General features: G+C 39.2%; 17 protein-coding genes. 5 read left to right on the plus strand and 12 right to left on the minus strand.

What is annotated here, in order from left to right:
* Positions 1-6: 6 nt before the first annotated feature.
* From fdhD to glp, 11 genes are all read right to left on the minus strand, one after another.
* Complete coding sequence (fdhD, locus tag K8F54_RS08945; RefSeq protein ID WP_290789750.1) at positions 7-843, minus strand: formate dehydrogenase accessory sulfurtransferase FdhD; 837 nt, start codon at positions 841-843, stop codon at positions 7-9.
* Positions 844-906: 63 nt separating this feature from the next.
* Positions 907-2,574 (minus strand): formate--tetrahydrofolate ligase, encoded by a 1,668-nt coding sequence (locus K8F54_RS08950; protein WP_290789753.1) that lies wholly within the window; start codon positions 2,572-2,574, stop codon positions 907-909.
* Positions 2,575-2,631: 57 nt separating this feature from the next.
* On the minus strand, positions 2,632-3,639 hold the full coding sequence (gene moaA / locus K8F54_RS08955; RefSeq protein WP_290789756.1) for a GTP 3',8-cyclase MoaA: 1,008 nt from the start codon (positions 3,637-3,639) through the stop codon (positions 2,632-2,634).
* The gene (gene moaCB, locus K8F54_RS08960; protein WP_290789759.1) at positions 3,636-4,550 is read right to left on the minus strand and encodes a bifunctional molybdenum cofactor biosynthesis protein MoaC/MoaB; all 915 of its coding nucleotides are present in this window, start codon (positions 4,548-4,550) and stop codon (positions 3,636-3,638) included. Before moaCB ends, moaA begins: the two co-directional genes overlap by 4 nt.
* Before the next feature lie 45 nt (positions 4,551-4,595).
* Positions 4,596-5,039: a molybdenum cofactor biosynthesis protein MoaE gene (locus tag K8F54_RS08965; protein WP_290789762.1), complete on the minus strand. Its 444-nt coding sequence runs from the start codon at positions 5,037-5,039 to the stop codon at positions 4,596-4,598.
* Positions 5,026-6,114, minus strand: coding sequence for a HesA/MoeB/ThiF family protein (locus K8F54_RS08970; RefSeq protein WP_290789765.1), 1,089 nt, complete (start codon positions 6,112-6,114; stop codon positions 5,026-5,028). The genes K8F54_RS08965 and K8F54_RS08970 overlap by 14 nt, the downstream gene beginning before the upstream one ends.
* A gap of 21 nt (positions 6,115-6,135) precedes the next feature.
* Positions 6,136-6,369: a MoaD/ThiS family protein gene (locus tag K8F54_RS08975; protein ID WP_290789768.1), complete on the minus strand. Its 234-nt coding sequence runs from the start codon at positions 6,367-6,369 to the stop codon at positions 6,136-6,138.
* Complete coding sequence (locus tag K8F54_RS08980) at positions 6,353-6,937, minus strand: molybdenum cofactor guanylyltransferase (protein WP_290789771.1); 585 nt, start codon at positions 6,935-6,937, stop codon at positions 6,353-6,355. The genes K8F54_RS08975 and K8F54_RS08980 overlap by 17 nt, the downstream gene beginning before the upstream one ends.
* Positions 6,937-7,680, minus strand: a complete 744-nt coding sequence (locus tag K8F54_RS08985; protein WP_290789774.1) for a sulfite exporter TauE/SafE family protein — start codon at positions 7,678-7,680, stop codon at positions 6,937-6,939. The genes K8F54_RS08980 and K8F54_RS08985 overlap by 1 nt, the downstream gene beginning before the upstream one ends.
* On the minus strand, positions 7,677-8,015 hold the full coding sequence (locus tag K8F54_RS08990) for a winged helix-turn-helix domain-containing protein (RefSeq protein ID WP_290789777.1): 339 nt from the start codon (positions 8,013-8,015) through the stop codon (positions 7,677-7,679). The genes K8F54_RS08985 and K8F54_RS08990 overlap by 4 nt, the downstream gene beginning before the upstream one ends.
* 6 nt (positions 8,016-8,021) lie before the next feature.
* The gene (gene glp, locus K8F54_RS08995) at positions 8,022-9,200 is read right to left on the minus strand and encodes a gephyrin-like molybdotransferase Glp (protein ID WP_290789780.1); all 1,179 of its coding nucleotides are present in this window, start codon (positions 9,198-9,200) and stop codon (positions 8,022-8,024) included.
* Between the two features lie 341 nt (positions 9,201-9,541).
* Here glp and K8F54_RS09000 point away from each other — a divergent pair, with 341 nt between their 5' ends.
* Complete coding sequence (locus tag K8F54_RS09000; RefSeq protein WP_290789783.1) at positions 9,542-9,919, plus strand: hypothetical protein; 378 nt, start codon at positions 9,542-9,544, stop codon at positions 9,917-9,919.
* Between the two features lie 7 nt (positions 9,920-9,926).
* Here K8F54_RS09000 and K8F54_RS09005 read toward each other — a convergent pair whose 3' ends face one another.
* Complete coding sequence (locus K8F54_RS09005) at positions 9,927-10,385, minus strand: hypothetical protein (protein WP_290789786.1); 459 nt, start codon at positions 10,383-10,385, stop codon at positions 9,927-9,929.
* Positions 10,386-10,624: 239 nt separating this feature from the next.
* On the opposite strand from K8F54_RS09005, the gene K8F54_RS09010 reads away from it, so the two are divergent.
* The 4 genes from K8F54_RS09010 to K8F54_RS09025 all read left to right on the plus strand — a co-directional run bounded on the left by K8F54_RS09010 (position 10,625) and on the right by K8F54_RS09025 (position 14,807).
* The gene (locus K8F54_RS09010) at positions 10,625-10,885 is read left to right on the plus strand and encodes a hypothetical protein (RefSeq protein ID WP_290789789.1); all 261 of its coding nucleotides are present in this window, start codon (positions 10,625-10,627) and stop codon (positions 10,883-10,885) included.
* Positions 10,885-12,366 (plus strand): MFS transporter, encoded by a 1,482-nt coding sequence (locus K8F54_RS09015; RefSeq protein WP_290789792.1) that lies wholly within the window; start codon positions 10,885-10,887, stop codon positions 12,364-12,366. Before K8F54_RS09010 ends, K8F54_RS09015 begins: the two co-directional genes overlap by 1 nt.
* A 28-nt stretch (positions 12,367-12,394) precedes the next feature.
* Positions 12,395-14,002, plus strand: a complete 1,608-nt coding sequence (locus K8F54_RS09020; protein WP_290789795.1) for a nitrate/nitrite transporter — start codon at positions 12,395-12,397, stop codon at positions 14,000-14,002.
* Positions 14,003-14,084: 82 nt separating this feature from the next.
* Positions 14,085-14,807, plus strand: coding sequence for a hemerythrin domain-containing protein (locus K8F54_RS09025; RefSeq protein ID WP_290789798.1), 723 nt, complete (start codon positions 14,085-14,087; stop codon positions 14,805-14,807).
* Positions 14,808-14,938 lie beyond the last annotated feature (131 nt).

Consider the following 14,938-nt stretch of genomic DNA (forward strand, 5'->3'; position numbering starts at 1 on the left):
CTTTGATTAACTGGCTTTATTATCGATCTTTTTCGACGACTTGGGTAATTTTGCTCTTTGCGGGTTTGAATAGCACGTAGCCCGGTTATTACGGCAAAAAGCGAACAATGTAATTCCTAATTCCTTGGCATAATCTACAGCCAAGGAGGATGGAGCCGAAACGGCTGCTAAAAATGGCATTTTAGCCATAAAACATTTGATAACAATCTCATAAGAAATTCGACCACTCACTGTCAGGATCATAGCTTCCTTAAGCTTATTCTGTAAAATCAAAGAGCCAATAACCTTGTCTACCGCATTATGTCTTCCTATGTCCTCCATAGCACAAAGCAGTTCGCTATCGAGCGTAAAGGCAGCAGCAGCATGAGTTCCTCCCGATTGCTTGAAATCAAGTTGCCGGGCTTTCATTTTTTCAAACAACATGCCAATCATGCCAATATCCATCTTTTGTCGATCATCAATTGTAGATCCCATAAATGAAAGGTCGCCTAATTCTGTCCTTCCACAGATACCACAGGAAGAAACTGAAAGCAGGCTCCTACTGTTCACGTATCCCTTACCCAATTCTTCTTCGGGAATATAGACGTTGACAACAGTTACAATTCCATTGTTATTTTCTCTCTTCAACACGACATCAGGAACGAAATTTTTGTTTTTGATAATTCCTTCAGAATGAAGCATTCCGCGAATTAGGTATTTATCATCTCCAGGTGTCCGCATGGAAACAATAAAGGGGGTATCATTAATATTGATCTGCAACGCTTCTTCAATATTAAGTGCATCTAAGGTCTTATTCACCCCAGAATTTTCAAATTTCTTGCCTTTGTAATCTCTCGTTGCCATTGATACAATGTATTGGTAAATACGGATTTATACAAAGTTAATGGAATTTTTCCATCGATTTTGTTAAAATAACCCTGAGATATTGCCGTCGTTATCGATATTTATATGCTCTGAAGCAGGGTGTGCTGGAAGTCCTGGCATGCGCATCATATCTCCCGAAATGGGCACTAAAAATCCTGCCCCAGCTGCAATTTCTATCTCACGGATGGTTATGGTAAAATTCTCAGGACGACCTATTAAATTTGGATTGTCCGAGAGTGATTTTTGTGTTTTGGCAATACATACTGGGAGGTTTTCTAGTCCCAGTTCAGCGATGGTGCGTAAATTCTTTTTTGCCAAGGCCGAATACTCTACTTTGCCAGCACCGTAGATCTTGGTAGCAATTGCTTCAATTTTCGATTTAACATCCATATCCCAGGAGTAAGTAGGAGTAAATGATGTAGTGGCAGATTCGACCACATCAATAACGTGTTGCGCCAATTCTAAAGCTCCTTTACCTCCTTTGGCCCAAACTTCGGCTAGAGCCACCCGAACATTTTTGAGCTTGGCGAACTCCTCAATAAGTGCTATCTCTTCGTCACCATCGGTTAAAAAACGATTTATAGCAATAATGGGCGTTAAATTAAATTGCTGAATGTTTTCAAGATGTTTTTCCAAATTGGGAAGGCCTTTTCTTAATGCCGCCACATCCGGCGTTGTTAGGTCGTTTAAATTGGCTCCTCCGTGATATTTAAGAGCCCTAATGGTTGTGGTTATAACAACAGCCTTAGGTGATATTTTAGCACTTTGACATTTAATATTCAGGAATTTTTCTGCTCCTAGGTCGGCGCCAAAACCAGCTTCGGTCACGGTATAATCTGATAAAGACATCCCCATTCGGGTAGCAAGTACAGAGTTGGTTCCTTGTGCGATGTTCGCAAAGGGGCCACCGTGAATGATTGCCGGATTCCCTTCAATTGTTTGAACCAGATTAGGTTTGATGGCTTCTTTAAGTAAAGCAGCCATAGCCCCTTCAACCTTAAGGTCGCGTGCATATATAGGTTCTTTATTAAAATTGTAGCCTATAAAAATACTACCCAGACGGTGCTTCAGATCTTCTAAATCGTCGGATAGGCATAAAATAGCCATGATTTCGGAGGCTGCGGTAATGTCGAAGCCAGTTTCTCTAGGTACACCAGACGTAGTTCCCCCTAGACCAACTATAATATTTCGTAATGCCCGGTCGTTCATATCCATCACACGTTTCCATTTTACCGTTCGGGCATCAATTCCTAAGGAATTTGTTTTACTTTGAATGTTATTATCGATAATAGCTGAAAGAAGATTATGTGCCTTTTCAATTGCCGAAAAGTCTCCGGTAAAATGCAGGTTAATATCTTCCATTGGAAGCACTTGTGAATAGCCTCCTCCGGTGGCCCCCCCTTTAATCCCAAAAACGGGTCCCAGCGAAGGTTCTCTAAGCACAACTACAGCACGTTTCCCTAGTTGGTTCAACCCTTCAGATAGCCCGATTGACATGGTAGTTTTGCCCTCGCCTGCAGGTGTTGGTGAAATAGCAGTGACTAGAACGAGGTTCGCTTTCTGAACTTTATCTAAATCAATAATCGAATGAGGGAGCTTTAATTTGTATTTTCCATACAAGTCCAGATTCTCTGAATTTAACCCCAATTTTTCAGCAATCTTGCTAATGTGTTTCAGCTCGACTTGGTTTGCAATGTCTTGATCGGTCATATTTACTTGGTTTTTCAGCGTCTAATATTAAACATATTAATTTAAATAATAAAAGACTTAACCGCCAATCGTGATCATACTTCTATTCTTTTCATGTAATTCAGGGTTTTTCAGCTTCTCCAAAGTATTCATACCGCCTCTCATTTTGAGTTTTAATTGAACGGCCTTCCGAATAACCGGTTCTATTGATTTACCATCACGCAAGGTGGTAAGCAGATCCGATTCGGCTGCAGAAAATAGACAATTTTTCAAATGGCCATCGGCTGTTAACCGCAACCTGTTGCAGGTATCGCAGAACGGATTGGTAACCGAGCTTATAATAGCAAAGGAACCCAGATACCCTTCGATCTTATAATTCTTTGAAGTGTCATTAGGTGCATCTTGAAGCCGTATGACCCTGTTTTCAGAAAAACCATTGTTGACACTTGTCATCACGTCTTTGTAAGAAACCATTTTTTCCAGATTCCATTTATTGCCATCGAAGGGCATGAATTCAATAAACCGTACCGTAACAGGGTGTCCTTTCGTGAATTTGATAAAATTAACTATTTCGTCTTCATTAAATCCCTTCATCAACACTGTGTTTAATTTAACTTTAAACCCATAATCGATTAAGAGCATGATATTGGCATAAACTTTCCTGAAATAATCGCGACGTGTAATCTGTTTAAATTTTTCGGGGTCAAGGGAGTCAAGACTTACATTTATAGTTTCGATTCCATATTTCTTGAATGAATCAACAAATCGATCTACCGTAACAGCATTCGTGGTAATAGCCAGTTCGACGGGCAAAGTAGCTAATTTTTCTAAAATAAGATGGGCATCTTTTCGCACCAATGGTTCCCCGCCGGTAAGACGTATCTTGGTCACTCCGTGATTTACAAAAGTCTTGGCAATTGTATAGATCTCCTCAAAGTTCATGAGGTGGGATTTCGGTAAGAGAGGTATGCCATCAGCAGGTCTGCAATAAGTACAACGCAAGTTACATCGCTCGGTAAGAGATATACGCAAATAGGTGTGTTCTCTTCCAAAAGTATCGGTCAATATATTTTTTGTTCTGTTCATGAATCGTGTCTCGCTCCTTTAAAAATTCTAAAAATATGTAATAAGGGTGGAAAAATAGCATCCATAGATTCGCTAGCGCCGATGGTTGATCCAGGCAAGGCCAGTAACAGGCTATTTCCATAAGTGCCCGCTACACTTCTCGAAAGCATGGCGTATGGAGTTCGATTTTGACCGTAACTACGCACAGTTTCTTCTATACCCGAAATCCGTCTGTCTATCAGCGGTATTAATGCCTCCGGAGTCACATCTCTCATAGAAAGTCCGGTGCCTCCTGTAAAGATGATAAGGTCTATACCGCTATCCTTGTATTGTTGGGCTTTTTGTTGAATGACTTCTTTCTCGTCCGGAATCACCACATAATCGGAAACGACCACCTCACATTCCTCCAGTTTCTTCTTAATTGCCAATCCGGCCTTATCTTCTTTTTGCCCGTCTGCGATAGTGTCCGAACAAACAATAACTGCCGCAGTAATATCTTTTCTGAAACGGTCTTTAAAATCGGATTTTCCTCCTTTTTTGTGCATTAATTTGATATGGTGAATTTCGACACCTTTGTCAATAGGCTTCAACATATCATACATATTCAAAGCCACCACACTTGCCCCATGCATCGCTTCAACCTCAACACCCGTTTTATATATGGTCTTGATCGTACACAATATGGTGATCTCCAGATCATTTATTTCAAAATCGATTCCTGTATATTCAATAGGCAGCGGATGACAGTCTGGAAGCAAGTCGGGTGTTTTCTTTACGCCCAGCAAGCCCGCAGCCTTGCTCATGGCAAAGACATCTCCTTTGGGAACGGTCTTGTTCTTAATGGCTGAAATCGTTTCGGGCTGGCTAACTTTGACAATAGCTTGGGCCGTCGCTTCTCTAAGCGTATTTGACTTATGTGTTATGTCTATCATTTTCTATTGAATATTTCATTTCGTTTTACCATTGCCCAATCAATCTCAAGAGTTTACTTTCCATTGATGAGAGGTATCTTCAAAAATTTCTTTTCCGAAGATGGGAACTTTCTCTTTTATTTCATTAACCAGATATTCGATGGCTTGAAACACTTCTTTTCTTCTGGTGGCGGATACAAAAATGAACATACATATCTCACCTGCTTTCACCCCCCCCAAACTGTGATAAATATGCATACAGCTAAGATCGAATTTAGCAAAGGCGGCCTCACGGATCTCATGAAATGTTACATTGGCCATCTCTTCATAGGATGAATAATTTATCATTTTGACTGTTTTTCCTTCTAGGGTATCGGCACGAACCTGCCCTAGAAAGATATTGTGGGCTCCAATGGTTGTCTTGCTTTGATGCTTTGCAATTGAGTCTCCTATAAATTCTGACGAAATGGGACCTTCTATAAATACGCTCTTTGGTTTACGATCTTTCATACTGACTATTTTTTTGATACGCTAAAATTGCATGAACGCCTTCTTTCAGGCTATAACAATTATGAATCTGATGTTTTTGTAAAATGGATACTGCTTTTCGGCTTCGTTCTCCTACAGCACAAAAGAAAACCTTTTCCTTTGCTGAATTCAAATGCTTTATTTGATCTTCCAACCGACTTAGTGGAATCTGGATCATATTTTCAAGGGCCACTTTTGGAGTCTCATGCGGCTCACGAACATCGATAAATTGAACATTCGTCAATTCTGAAATGCCCTCCATTGCAATTTCAAGGATCGGCATTTCACAATTAAATGCATAATTGAGTTCCTGAAATGTTTCCCTTTTCGAAACTATCTCTTGTATGATTCTTTCAGATCGGGGAATGGCCAAGGTAGTAATATGTGTCGTCAAGGCGTTGTAAATTAGCACCCTTCCGCTTAAAGCATTTCCCAAATCAAGAATGAGCTTTAGCACCTCATTTGCCTGCATGGATCCGATTATCCCCGGCAATACCCCTAGAACGCCAATTTCTGAACAATTGGCCACCGAACCCGCTTTTGGTGGGGTAGGGAATAGACATCGGTAACTAGGCCCGTTTTTATAATTGAAGACGGCAACCTGCCCTTCAAACTTTAAAATAGCTCCGTACACTAGAGGTTTATTGGTTATTACAGAGGCATCGTTTACCAAGTATCTTGTTGTAAAATTGTCTGAGCCATCCACTATAATATCGTACAATGAAAAAAGTGCTAAGGCATTCAAATGTGTTAATCTATACGGATACGTGTGGATGGTTATGGTGTCATTCAAATCAGAAAGCCGCTCTTTAGCTGCCGTCGCTTTGTTTCTACCCAGGTCGGACGATCCAAATAACACCTGACGCTGTAGATTGGATTCTTCCACAATATCAAAATCAATAATACCAATTGTACCAACCCCAGCTGCGGTGAGATATTGCAAAACAGGGCACCCCAAACCACCAGCCCCAATGACAAGGACCTTTGCTTTTGAAAGTTTATCCTGACCGATTTGGCCAATTTCCGGTAATACAATATGTCTACTATATCTGCTCATATTTATGTTTACCATTTTCTATCATCCACCGGCAAAGGGAGGCAACAAAACAATTTCGGTACCAGTGATAATAGTCTCCGTTGGAACAATCTTATTATTTTGTGCCACCTGAAAATCCATTCCTTCTAGCGGCGGATACTTTGCATAAAGTGCTTCCAGCAGTTCTTCAATGCTATCTTGAGAAAACCAGAATAACTCTTCTTGCCGCTGTACGGCCTCCGCAAGCAGCCCATAATATTTAATCGTCAAATTCATTCTTCAATACGTTTAGATCATGTTCGGTATTAATATTAACGGCATGTTTTTCTAGGCTCTTGTCCAATACAATGGTTTTGACTTTTAGCTGGTCAACAAAAACCCGCAAGCGCCTTTCACCCGATTCCAATAAGGTTAAACAATGGTTCTTACATCGCTTCTTATACAAAGCGATCAAGGGCATGGTTTTATTTTGGCTTTGAACCTGAACGACATCAAAAGAAATGTCATCTTCGGCGATCAATTGTTTTAAAATGGCAATATCAATTAAGGGTACATCACAGCTTAATATTAGGTTATTTTCAGTTTTTGAGTAAAACAAGCCCGTATAAATCCCTGCCAAAGGCCCTGCGTCCTTTATAAGGTCACTCACCCTTGTAGCGTTAAAGCGGTCATAATCTTTGTTGTCGCTAACAATAATGACATTTGTTACTAAAGCTTTAAGAACCTCCAGAATATGCTCGACAAATAATTTGTTCTTAAAAGGCAAAAGACCCTTATCACTTCCCATTCTAGTGCTTTTCCCACCTGCGAGAATGATTCCTGTTATGTAATTATTTCTATTCATTATGTAGTAAACAATTTAATAGAGGCGAAAATAAGCACTATGGCAAGTAAATGTCTCAACTGCTTATTGTACAATTTTTTACTTCCAATATAGCTTCCGAAGAAACCACCAATAACCGCAATACCTACCATTACCAAGGATAGTGATGACAATCTCATGTTATTGCTAAATTGACCTGCCAGGCCCGCAGCCGAATTGACCCAGATAAATAAAGCAGAAACAGCGGCAGCCTCCTTTATTTTCCCCCAATGCAATAACAAAATCACAGGGCTTAAAATAATGCCTCCCCCAATTCCAATAAGCCCTGAAAAAAATCCAATAATCCCTCCTACCAGGAGACCCTGCCAAATTTTAACTTCCTTTATAAAAGTACCTTCTTTACCAAAGACGTTCAGCATTTTTAGTATGGCAAAAATCAACAGCACTCCTAGTATCTTTTTGTAGATAGAAGCGTCTACCTCAATCATACCTCCTAAAAACGCCATTGGAACAGAAGCTATGGCAAAAGACATAAACATTTTTTTATTAAAATATCCAGCTCTGTAATAATGGTAAAATGCGATACCAGCCACAAATAAATTGAGTAAGAGCGCGGTAGGTTTCATTTCTTCCGGAGAAAATGAGAAAATGGCCATCAACGCTAAGTAACCACTCGCGCCGCCATGCCCAACACTTGCATATAAAAAGGCAACTATAGGTAGAATCACCAGAAATGGCCAAATAGCTGTGATATCTTGCATCATAAATTCTCCAATTTTTTAAGCTGCGTATCCAAATAATTCCAACAACCGTGATTTATATCATCGAATGTAGATATAAGTTTCTTTCCATATGGTGTTAGCAACATTCCCCCGCCGTTTTTACCACCAACACTGCTGACGATCACTGGTTCATTGGCCGATTTGTTTACCGAATCAATAAGAATCCAAGCCTTTTTATAAGATATTTTTAAGCTCCTTGCGGCCTTAGACAGTGAGCCTGTTTCTTCAATTGCCTTAAGTAATCGCACTCTGCCCCCTCCCAAAAACACATGCTCATCAACTTCAATCCAAATTCTACTCTTAATTTTAAATCTCATACTGAATTAATTTGGTAAATGTATCACATCTACAATATCGTCGGGTGCTATTTCAACAACATCATCCGGCACAAAAACCAATGCATTTGCAATAGCAAAAGTCTGTAACATCGCTGAACTTTGTCCTTCTAGCAAAGCGATCTTTTCATTTGCGTAGACTGCCTTTAAAAATTGGGGGCGCCCCCCTTTTTTTACAAAAAATGAAGCCGATTTTTCCTTTGTCCTCTTTAGTTGAAAGTTGAGGTCGCCTGATAATCTTTGTAAGGCGGTATACACATAAATATAAAAGCAACTCAGTGCAGCCGCAGGATTTCCGGGAAGTGCAAAAACGATGGTATCGGTCATTCTTCCAAAAAAGAAAGGTTTGCCTGGTTTTTGATTCACCTTATAAAACAACTGCTCAACCCCCAGCGCCTTCAAAGTACGACCAACGAAGTCGTAATCTCCTACTGAAATTCCACCTGTAATCAGGACTATATCATTTTCATTGATGACGGTCTGTAAAATATCATAGGTCATTTGAGCATCATCTTCAACCTTATATGTGGACACTCGATTATAACCAAGACTGCGAATCGCGGATGACAACATGGACGTATTGCTCTCATATATTTGGCCATGACTTAGAGGCTGTCCAGCAGTTATCAATTCGTTTCCAGTAGTTAAAATGGCCACAGAAGGCTTCTGAAAAACCTTAACTTCTTCGACTCCTATTGAAGTTAGAAAACCGATGGCTGCCGGTGTCAATCTTGTCCCTTTTTTAAGAGCTACGGCCCCCTTATTTACTTGTTCGCCCAGAGGCCGAATATTTTCTCCTGAAAAAGGAACATGAGATAATAGAATAGAGTCTCCTTTGGCAGATACTTTTTCCTGCATAACCACTGCATCAGCGGAGTCTGGAACCGCCGCTCCAGTAAAGATCCGTACCGCCTCTCCTTTTTTCAGTATAGGATTGTGAGCCTCTCCGGCCTTTACCTCTCCGACAACTCTATAGGTGTCCAAGTCATGTAAATGAAGCGCAAAACCATCCATGGCAGACTGCCTAAATGGAGGCATATTAATTGGTGAAACAACGGCTTCGGAAACTATAAATCCTAGGGCATCTACCGAATTTCTGGTTTCCAAATGTACCGTTGGAAACACGTTTTCTTCTATAATTCGCAAAGCCTCGTAAACCGAAATCATTATTTAGCGTTATTTCCCTATAAATATAACACTATTTTGAATATGGATAAATAATGAATTCATAAAAATAAATACTTCAAGGGATAGAATTTTGCATGTTGGTTTCGAACCGGACTGTGCATAAACAAAAGTCTTGTGGACATAGTAAACGAAGAGGCGAGATGGCATTAAAGCTACAACAGGCATTATAAAGGCCTTTGATTTCAACATTTTGCCGGTATTCCATTTTCGTTTTGCCCAAGACATTCATTCTTTTCATCCGGCTATGAGCTGGCAAAAAGAGATTTTTTTGCACAATACGAAGGACATAGCGTATCTTTATAGGGAAATAATGCTAGATTATGTCTCTCTTTAGCTATAATAGTTACCACAAGATTATTACGGCCATAATATTGATGGGCTGGGTAATTTTGCATTTTAGTAAAAGAGACGAAATTCAGGATCATTTTGATAATGGTCAAGTAAAACTAATATCCAGTGTCGAAAATGGAAAGAACGAGGGCAAGTGGATTTGGTACTATGAGAGTGGTAAGAAAAAAATGGAAGGGACATTTCTAAATGGAAAAAGACAAGGTACTTGGATTACTTGGGATAGAAATGGAAATAAACTTACTGAAGGAATTTACGAAAATGACATGTTAAATGGCGAATATATTAAATGGAGTCCGGACGGTCAGATAGTAGAACGCTTGTATTATGTCAATGACAAATTAAAGTAGTTTCTTATTAAATAGGCAACTCAAAGCTAGTTTCCCATATCTCGTTGGAATCTTGTTTTTGCAGCTTTACTTTCATGAATTGATCGTCTTTTTTCTTGAATAGTGAACGATTTACAATTATGCTCTTTTCTGTTGTCAGATCATCCTTCATTTCATCTCCAATTCTTGGCATAAACGGATATTTTATTGTCAGTTTTTCATCTTCGGTTCGAACTAGCTCCTGCGCAATATCAAAAATGAATTCTTCAAATTTTGCGGATATAACTTGATCATTAACTTCCTCTTTTGCCTTTGGGTCTATTCCCGATGTCCATTCAAAAAACCGTTTCACAGATAATATTTTTAGTTCAGATCTAATGTACTCAGGAAACGGGGAACGGATATGATTTTTCCCGTTAAACCAAAAGTTGAAGGTTTGTTCTACAAATTCACTGCTTTCTACACTAGTGGAATCAAGCTCTCTCATTTCTGTTGTTTAAGTTAATAACTCCTTGCTATTTGGATTAAGTTAAGTAGAAAGTACAAAGATAGACGAGCCGGGAGTAAAAAAAAAATATAAACCCAAACTCGTTGTTTCTAAGGGAGATTTAGTAAAAAAAATTGCAGAAAGCGCACAGAATATGAGCCGCATCATTTTTTTAAACATGCTTAATCAATTTCTTTACGTCATTGATAAATGGCAATTTTTTAACCCGGTAAGAGTATATGAAAAAACAAGCATCTTTTGGACGCTTAAATAGAATTGTAATTTTTGCAGGGCTACTATTTTTAGTTGTCCTACCATGTACTGCACAGATTACACCAACGGATAAATTAGGACCAACGACAGAGTATCGAGACGGTTATATAACATTGGCCCTTCCTGCACAGGATACGGCAATTTTTACCGATCAGAGGACTCGATTTAATTTGGAGTGGTTAATAATCGCAATGAAGCCCACTTTTATTGGAAATCCACAATTGTAATGGAAACAACACTACCTAAGGGAGCTAACAAAACATTATTCCTCAACACACTTGCATTTACCATATGCTTCGCGGCATGGATGCTTAATGGTGTATTAGTTACTTTTTTAATTTCCAATCAAGTGTTTGATTGGAAACTTTCAGAAGTCGGATTTCTTATAGGCATCCCTGTACTCACAGGTGCCCTTTTTAGATTGCCAGCAGGGATTCTTACTGATAAATATGGCGGGAAACCGGTCATGACAATTTTAATTATTTTATGTGCCATTCCTATGTTTTTACTTGGCTTTGTAAATAGCTATACTGGATTTGCTTTGTGTAGTTTTGGGTTTGGTCTTGCAGGAGCGAGTTTTTCAGTAGGAATTGCCTATACGTCTGTTTGGTTTCCTATGAAAAGACAGGGGATTGCTTTGGGAATATTTGGGGCAGGAAATGCGGGTGCTGCAATTACAACCTTACTTGCGCCAACTTTGCTAATGTACTTTACGAATAATCTGCAAGATTTAGAGGGATGGCGAAAATTACCTTTGTTGTACGGTGGTGTACTGGTAGGGATGGCTATACTTTTTTACTTGTTTAGCACTAATAAAAAACCCACCTCAAGCACCAAAACTCTATTAAAGCAATTGGCCCCACTAAAAAGCATTCGAGTTTGGCGATTTGGGCTCTATTATTTTGTCGTGTTTGGATGCTTTGTTGCCTTCTCCCAATGGTTGGTTCCCTATTTCGTAAATGTTTATTTTTTATCACTTGTTACAGCGGGTATTTTGGCCTCCTTATTTAGTTTTCCATCAGGAATTATACGAATCCTAGGGGGATGGTTAAGCGATAAGCTTGGAGGAAGAACCGTTATGTATTGGGTACTGGGATCGTCTTGTTTGATTTCTTTTTTCCTCATCATTCCTAAAATGGAAATAACCTCTCCTGGAAAAGGAATATTGGCAAAGCAAGATGGCGTGATAACAGCAGTAACTTCTGATGAAATTGTTGTTGATGAGCATCGCTACGGCTTAACAAAGGCAACCAACGTAAAAGCTAACATAGAAGAAGGCACCTTTATCTTTCCCACAAAGGATGTCTGGCATGAAACAATCGTTAAAGTGGGCGATAAGGTCACTAGAAAGCAATTGCTGGCAAAAGGAATTACCAAAATCTACTTTCAGGCCAACGTATGGGTATTTGCTGTCTTGGTAATATTAATAGGAAGTATTTGGGGTATAGGTAAGGCAGCAGTATATAAACATATTCCGGAATACTATCCCGAAGAAGTAGGTGTAGTTGGAGGAATTGTGGGTGTTATTGGTGGGCTTGGAGGCTTTGTTTGCCCCATAATTTTTGGGTACCTGCTCGATCGAACCGGATTATGGACAAGTTGCTGGATCTTCATGTTTTTTCTGTCGCTCATCTGTTTGATCTGGATGCATCAGGTCATTCAAAGGAAGCTTCGTAAAGGGCATCCCGAAATAATGAAAAACATCTAATTTTTTTAAGGCTACTAAAACTTAGATTATGTCAAAAACTAACATTACAAAGTGGAATATTGAAGATTTGGATTTTTGGAATTCCAAAGGAAAAAGAATAGCAACAAGAAACCTCTGGATATCTATTCCGGCGTTATTGTTATCATTTGCGGTGTGGATTATGTGGGGTGTGATTATAAATTATATGAAGGACTTTGGTTATAATTTTGGAATGACCGAAGGCCTTGTAAAAGATAGCGATGAGTATATGGCAGCTCTAAAAGAAGTCAATAATTTATACTATACGCTTCCCGCTATTGCAGGTTTGGCGGGTGCGACGTTGCGACTGCCAAATTCATTTTTGATTTCACTAGGCGGAGGCAGAAATGTAATATTTACCACCACACTATTATTAGTTATCCCGGCCTTCGGAACAGGAATGGCTCTTAGCGATCTGAATTCATCATATATGCTGTTTGCTGTAATGGCATTGTTGTCTGGTTTTGGAGGAGGAAACTTTGCTTCTTCAATGAGTAATATCAGTTTCTTTTTCCCAAAGAAAAATCAAGGATATGCTTTAGGAATGAATGCCGGTATCGGCAATCTTGGAGTTGCGGTTATGCAGAAACTCATTCCTTTTGTTGTTGGGTTTGCACTTTTTGATTCAGTAGGAACTGTTGTCAATTCTGATGGGAGCGGATTGTTATCGGGTGTACAAAATGCGGGATGGGTGTGGGTTCCATTAATTATAATTTCCGCATTTGCGGCCTGGTTTGGAATGAATAATGTTATTACAGGAACTCCCAAAATTCCTTCAACTATTGCGGGAATAGGCAAAACGTTGTTTATGATTCTGCTAGGGTTAATAGCAGCAGGTGTTGGTGGATATTTACTTGTCGGGCTTCAAATTAATATGTGGATTGTATTGCCTATCGTGATTATTCTAACGGTATTGCTCATGAAGTTCGCAACTCCGGGAGAAATACGATCAAACCTAAACCGGCAATTTGCCATTTTAAAAAGCAAACACAATTGGATTATGACTGTCATTTATACAATGACTTTTGGATCTTTTATCGGGTTTTCTGCTGCTTTTCCGAAGTTATGTCAGGACATATTTGTGTATAGCGATATTCATGATCCTACTTTCATCAATCCGAATGCCCCTAACTTTATTCTGTGGGTCTTCATCGGTCCCGCTTTAGGCGCTTTGGTGCGTCCGCTCGGTGGCATTATTTCCGATAAAATTAATAGTGGTGCAAAAGTTACTGCTATAAGCACTATTGTTCAAATACTGGCGGCTTTAGCAGTAGCATATTTTATTATTCAGGCGAGGGAAGCAAGTTCACCTGAACAATATTGGTGGCCATTTTTTGCCTGTTTTATGGTACTTTTTATTGCTACAGGAATCGGCAATGGTTCTACTTTCAGAAGTATTCCTTATATATTCAGCAAGGAGCAGGCCGGACCTGTGTTAGGTTGGACATCGGCCATCGCTGCATATGGAGCGTTTATTATTCCCAAAGTATTTGGACAACAAATACAAAACGGAACTGCAGAATACGCGTTGTACGGATTTGCCGTGTATTACGTTTTATGCTTATTCCTAAACTGGTGGTATTATCAGGGTCCTAAAAGAGAGTTTGACAACCCGTAATTTTTAAAGAATACCCCTTTGATAAATTAAACGGTTTAAAGTAAATTCTATATCTTTAACATATACACATATACCCAATGTAATGAGTTATCATAAACGAATAATTGACCCAAAGACGGGGAAAAGAGTAGACAATGAAAAAAGGGCGGTAAATAAGGCACTTAAAAAAAGTGATCCTATAAAACGCAATATTGAAAAAGATTTGGAGGTCGATGAAAACTCGCCTATGGATCCGCCCGATGCGTATGATGCGACAAAAAGTATAGAGGTGAGCTACGAACAAATGCCGGCTATTATCCAAAAGTTTATGGACGAACACAAGGTTGGTATTGAGAAACTTGATAGCTTTGAGAAGGGATTAATTCAGTTCAAAGAAAATGGTTATGGCTTAAATGATGAGATAAACAATGCTTTTGGTGAATTCTTCAAATTCTTTGAAAACAACATCATGGATCATAATCAAAGAGAAGAAAAAATCCTTTTCCCCTTACTTCATAAACGCCTTATAGAATCAGGAGAACACGGAGAAGGCGATGATCCTCAAACTGCTATTGATATGATGGAAGATGATCATATCAAATTCATTCAGTTAGGCGCATTGACCTTCAATCTACTCGGGCTGGCTGCCAGACTTCCCGATAAAGGCTCGAAAATGTTTGTTTACGATGTCGCATTCAGCAATGGCCAGGAGTTGATAGAACTGCTTCGCCTGCATATTTACAGGGAAGATCATATAATTTTCCCGCTAGCGTTTAAACTGATAAGTACCGAAGAATTTTCGAATTTAGCCCTTTTATCAAATTAGAGTATCAAAGCAATTTGAAAATCTTGAGACCTTAAAAAAACAAGAAATATAAAGGAGGACATTGAGCAAAATAAGATTAGTCAGTTTATTATGGTATACCGTTCCGAAGGATGGAAGTGTTCATTAAATAA

The organism is Altibacter sp., from assembly GCF_019913785.1.
Classification (GTDB): Bacteria; Bacteroidota; Bacteroidia; order Flavobacteriales; family Flavobacteriaceae; genus Altibacter.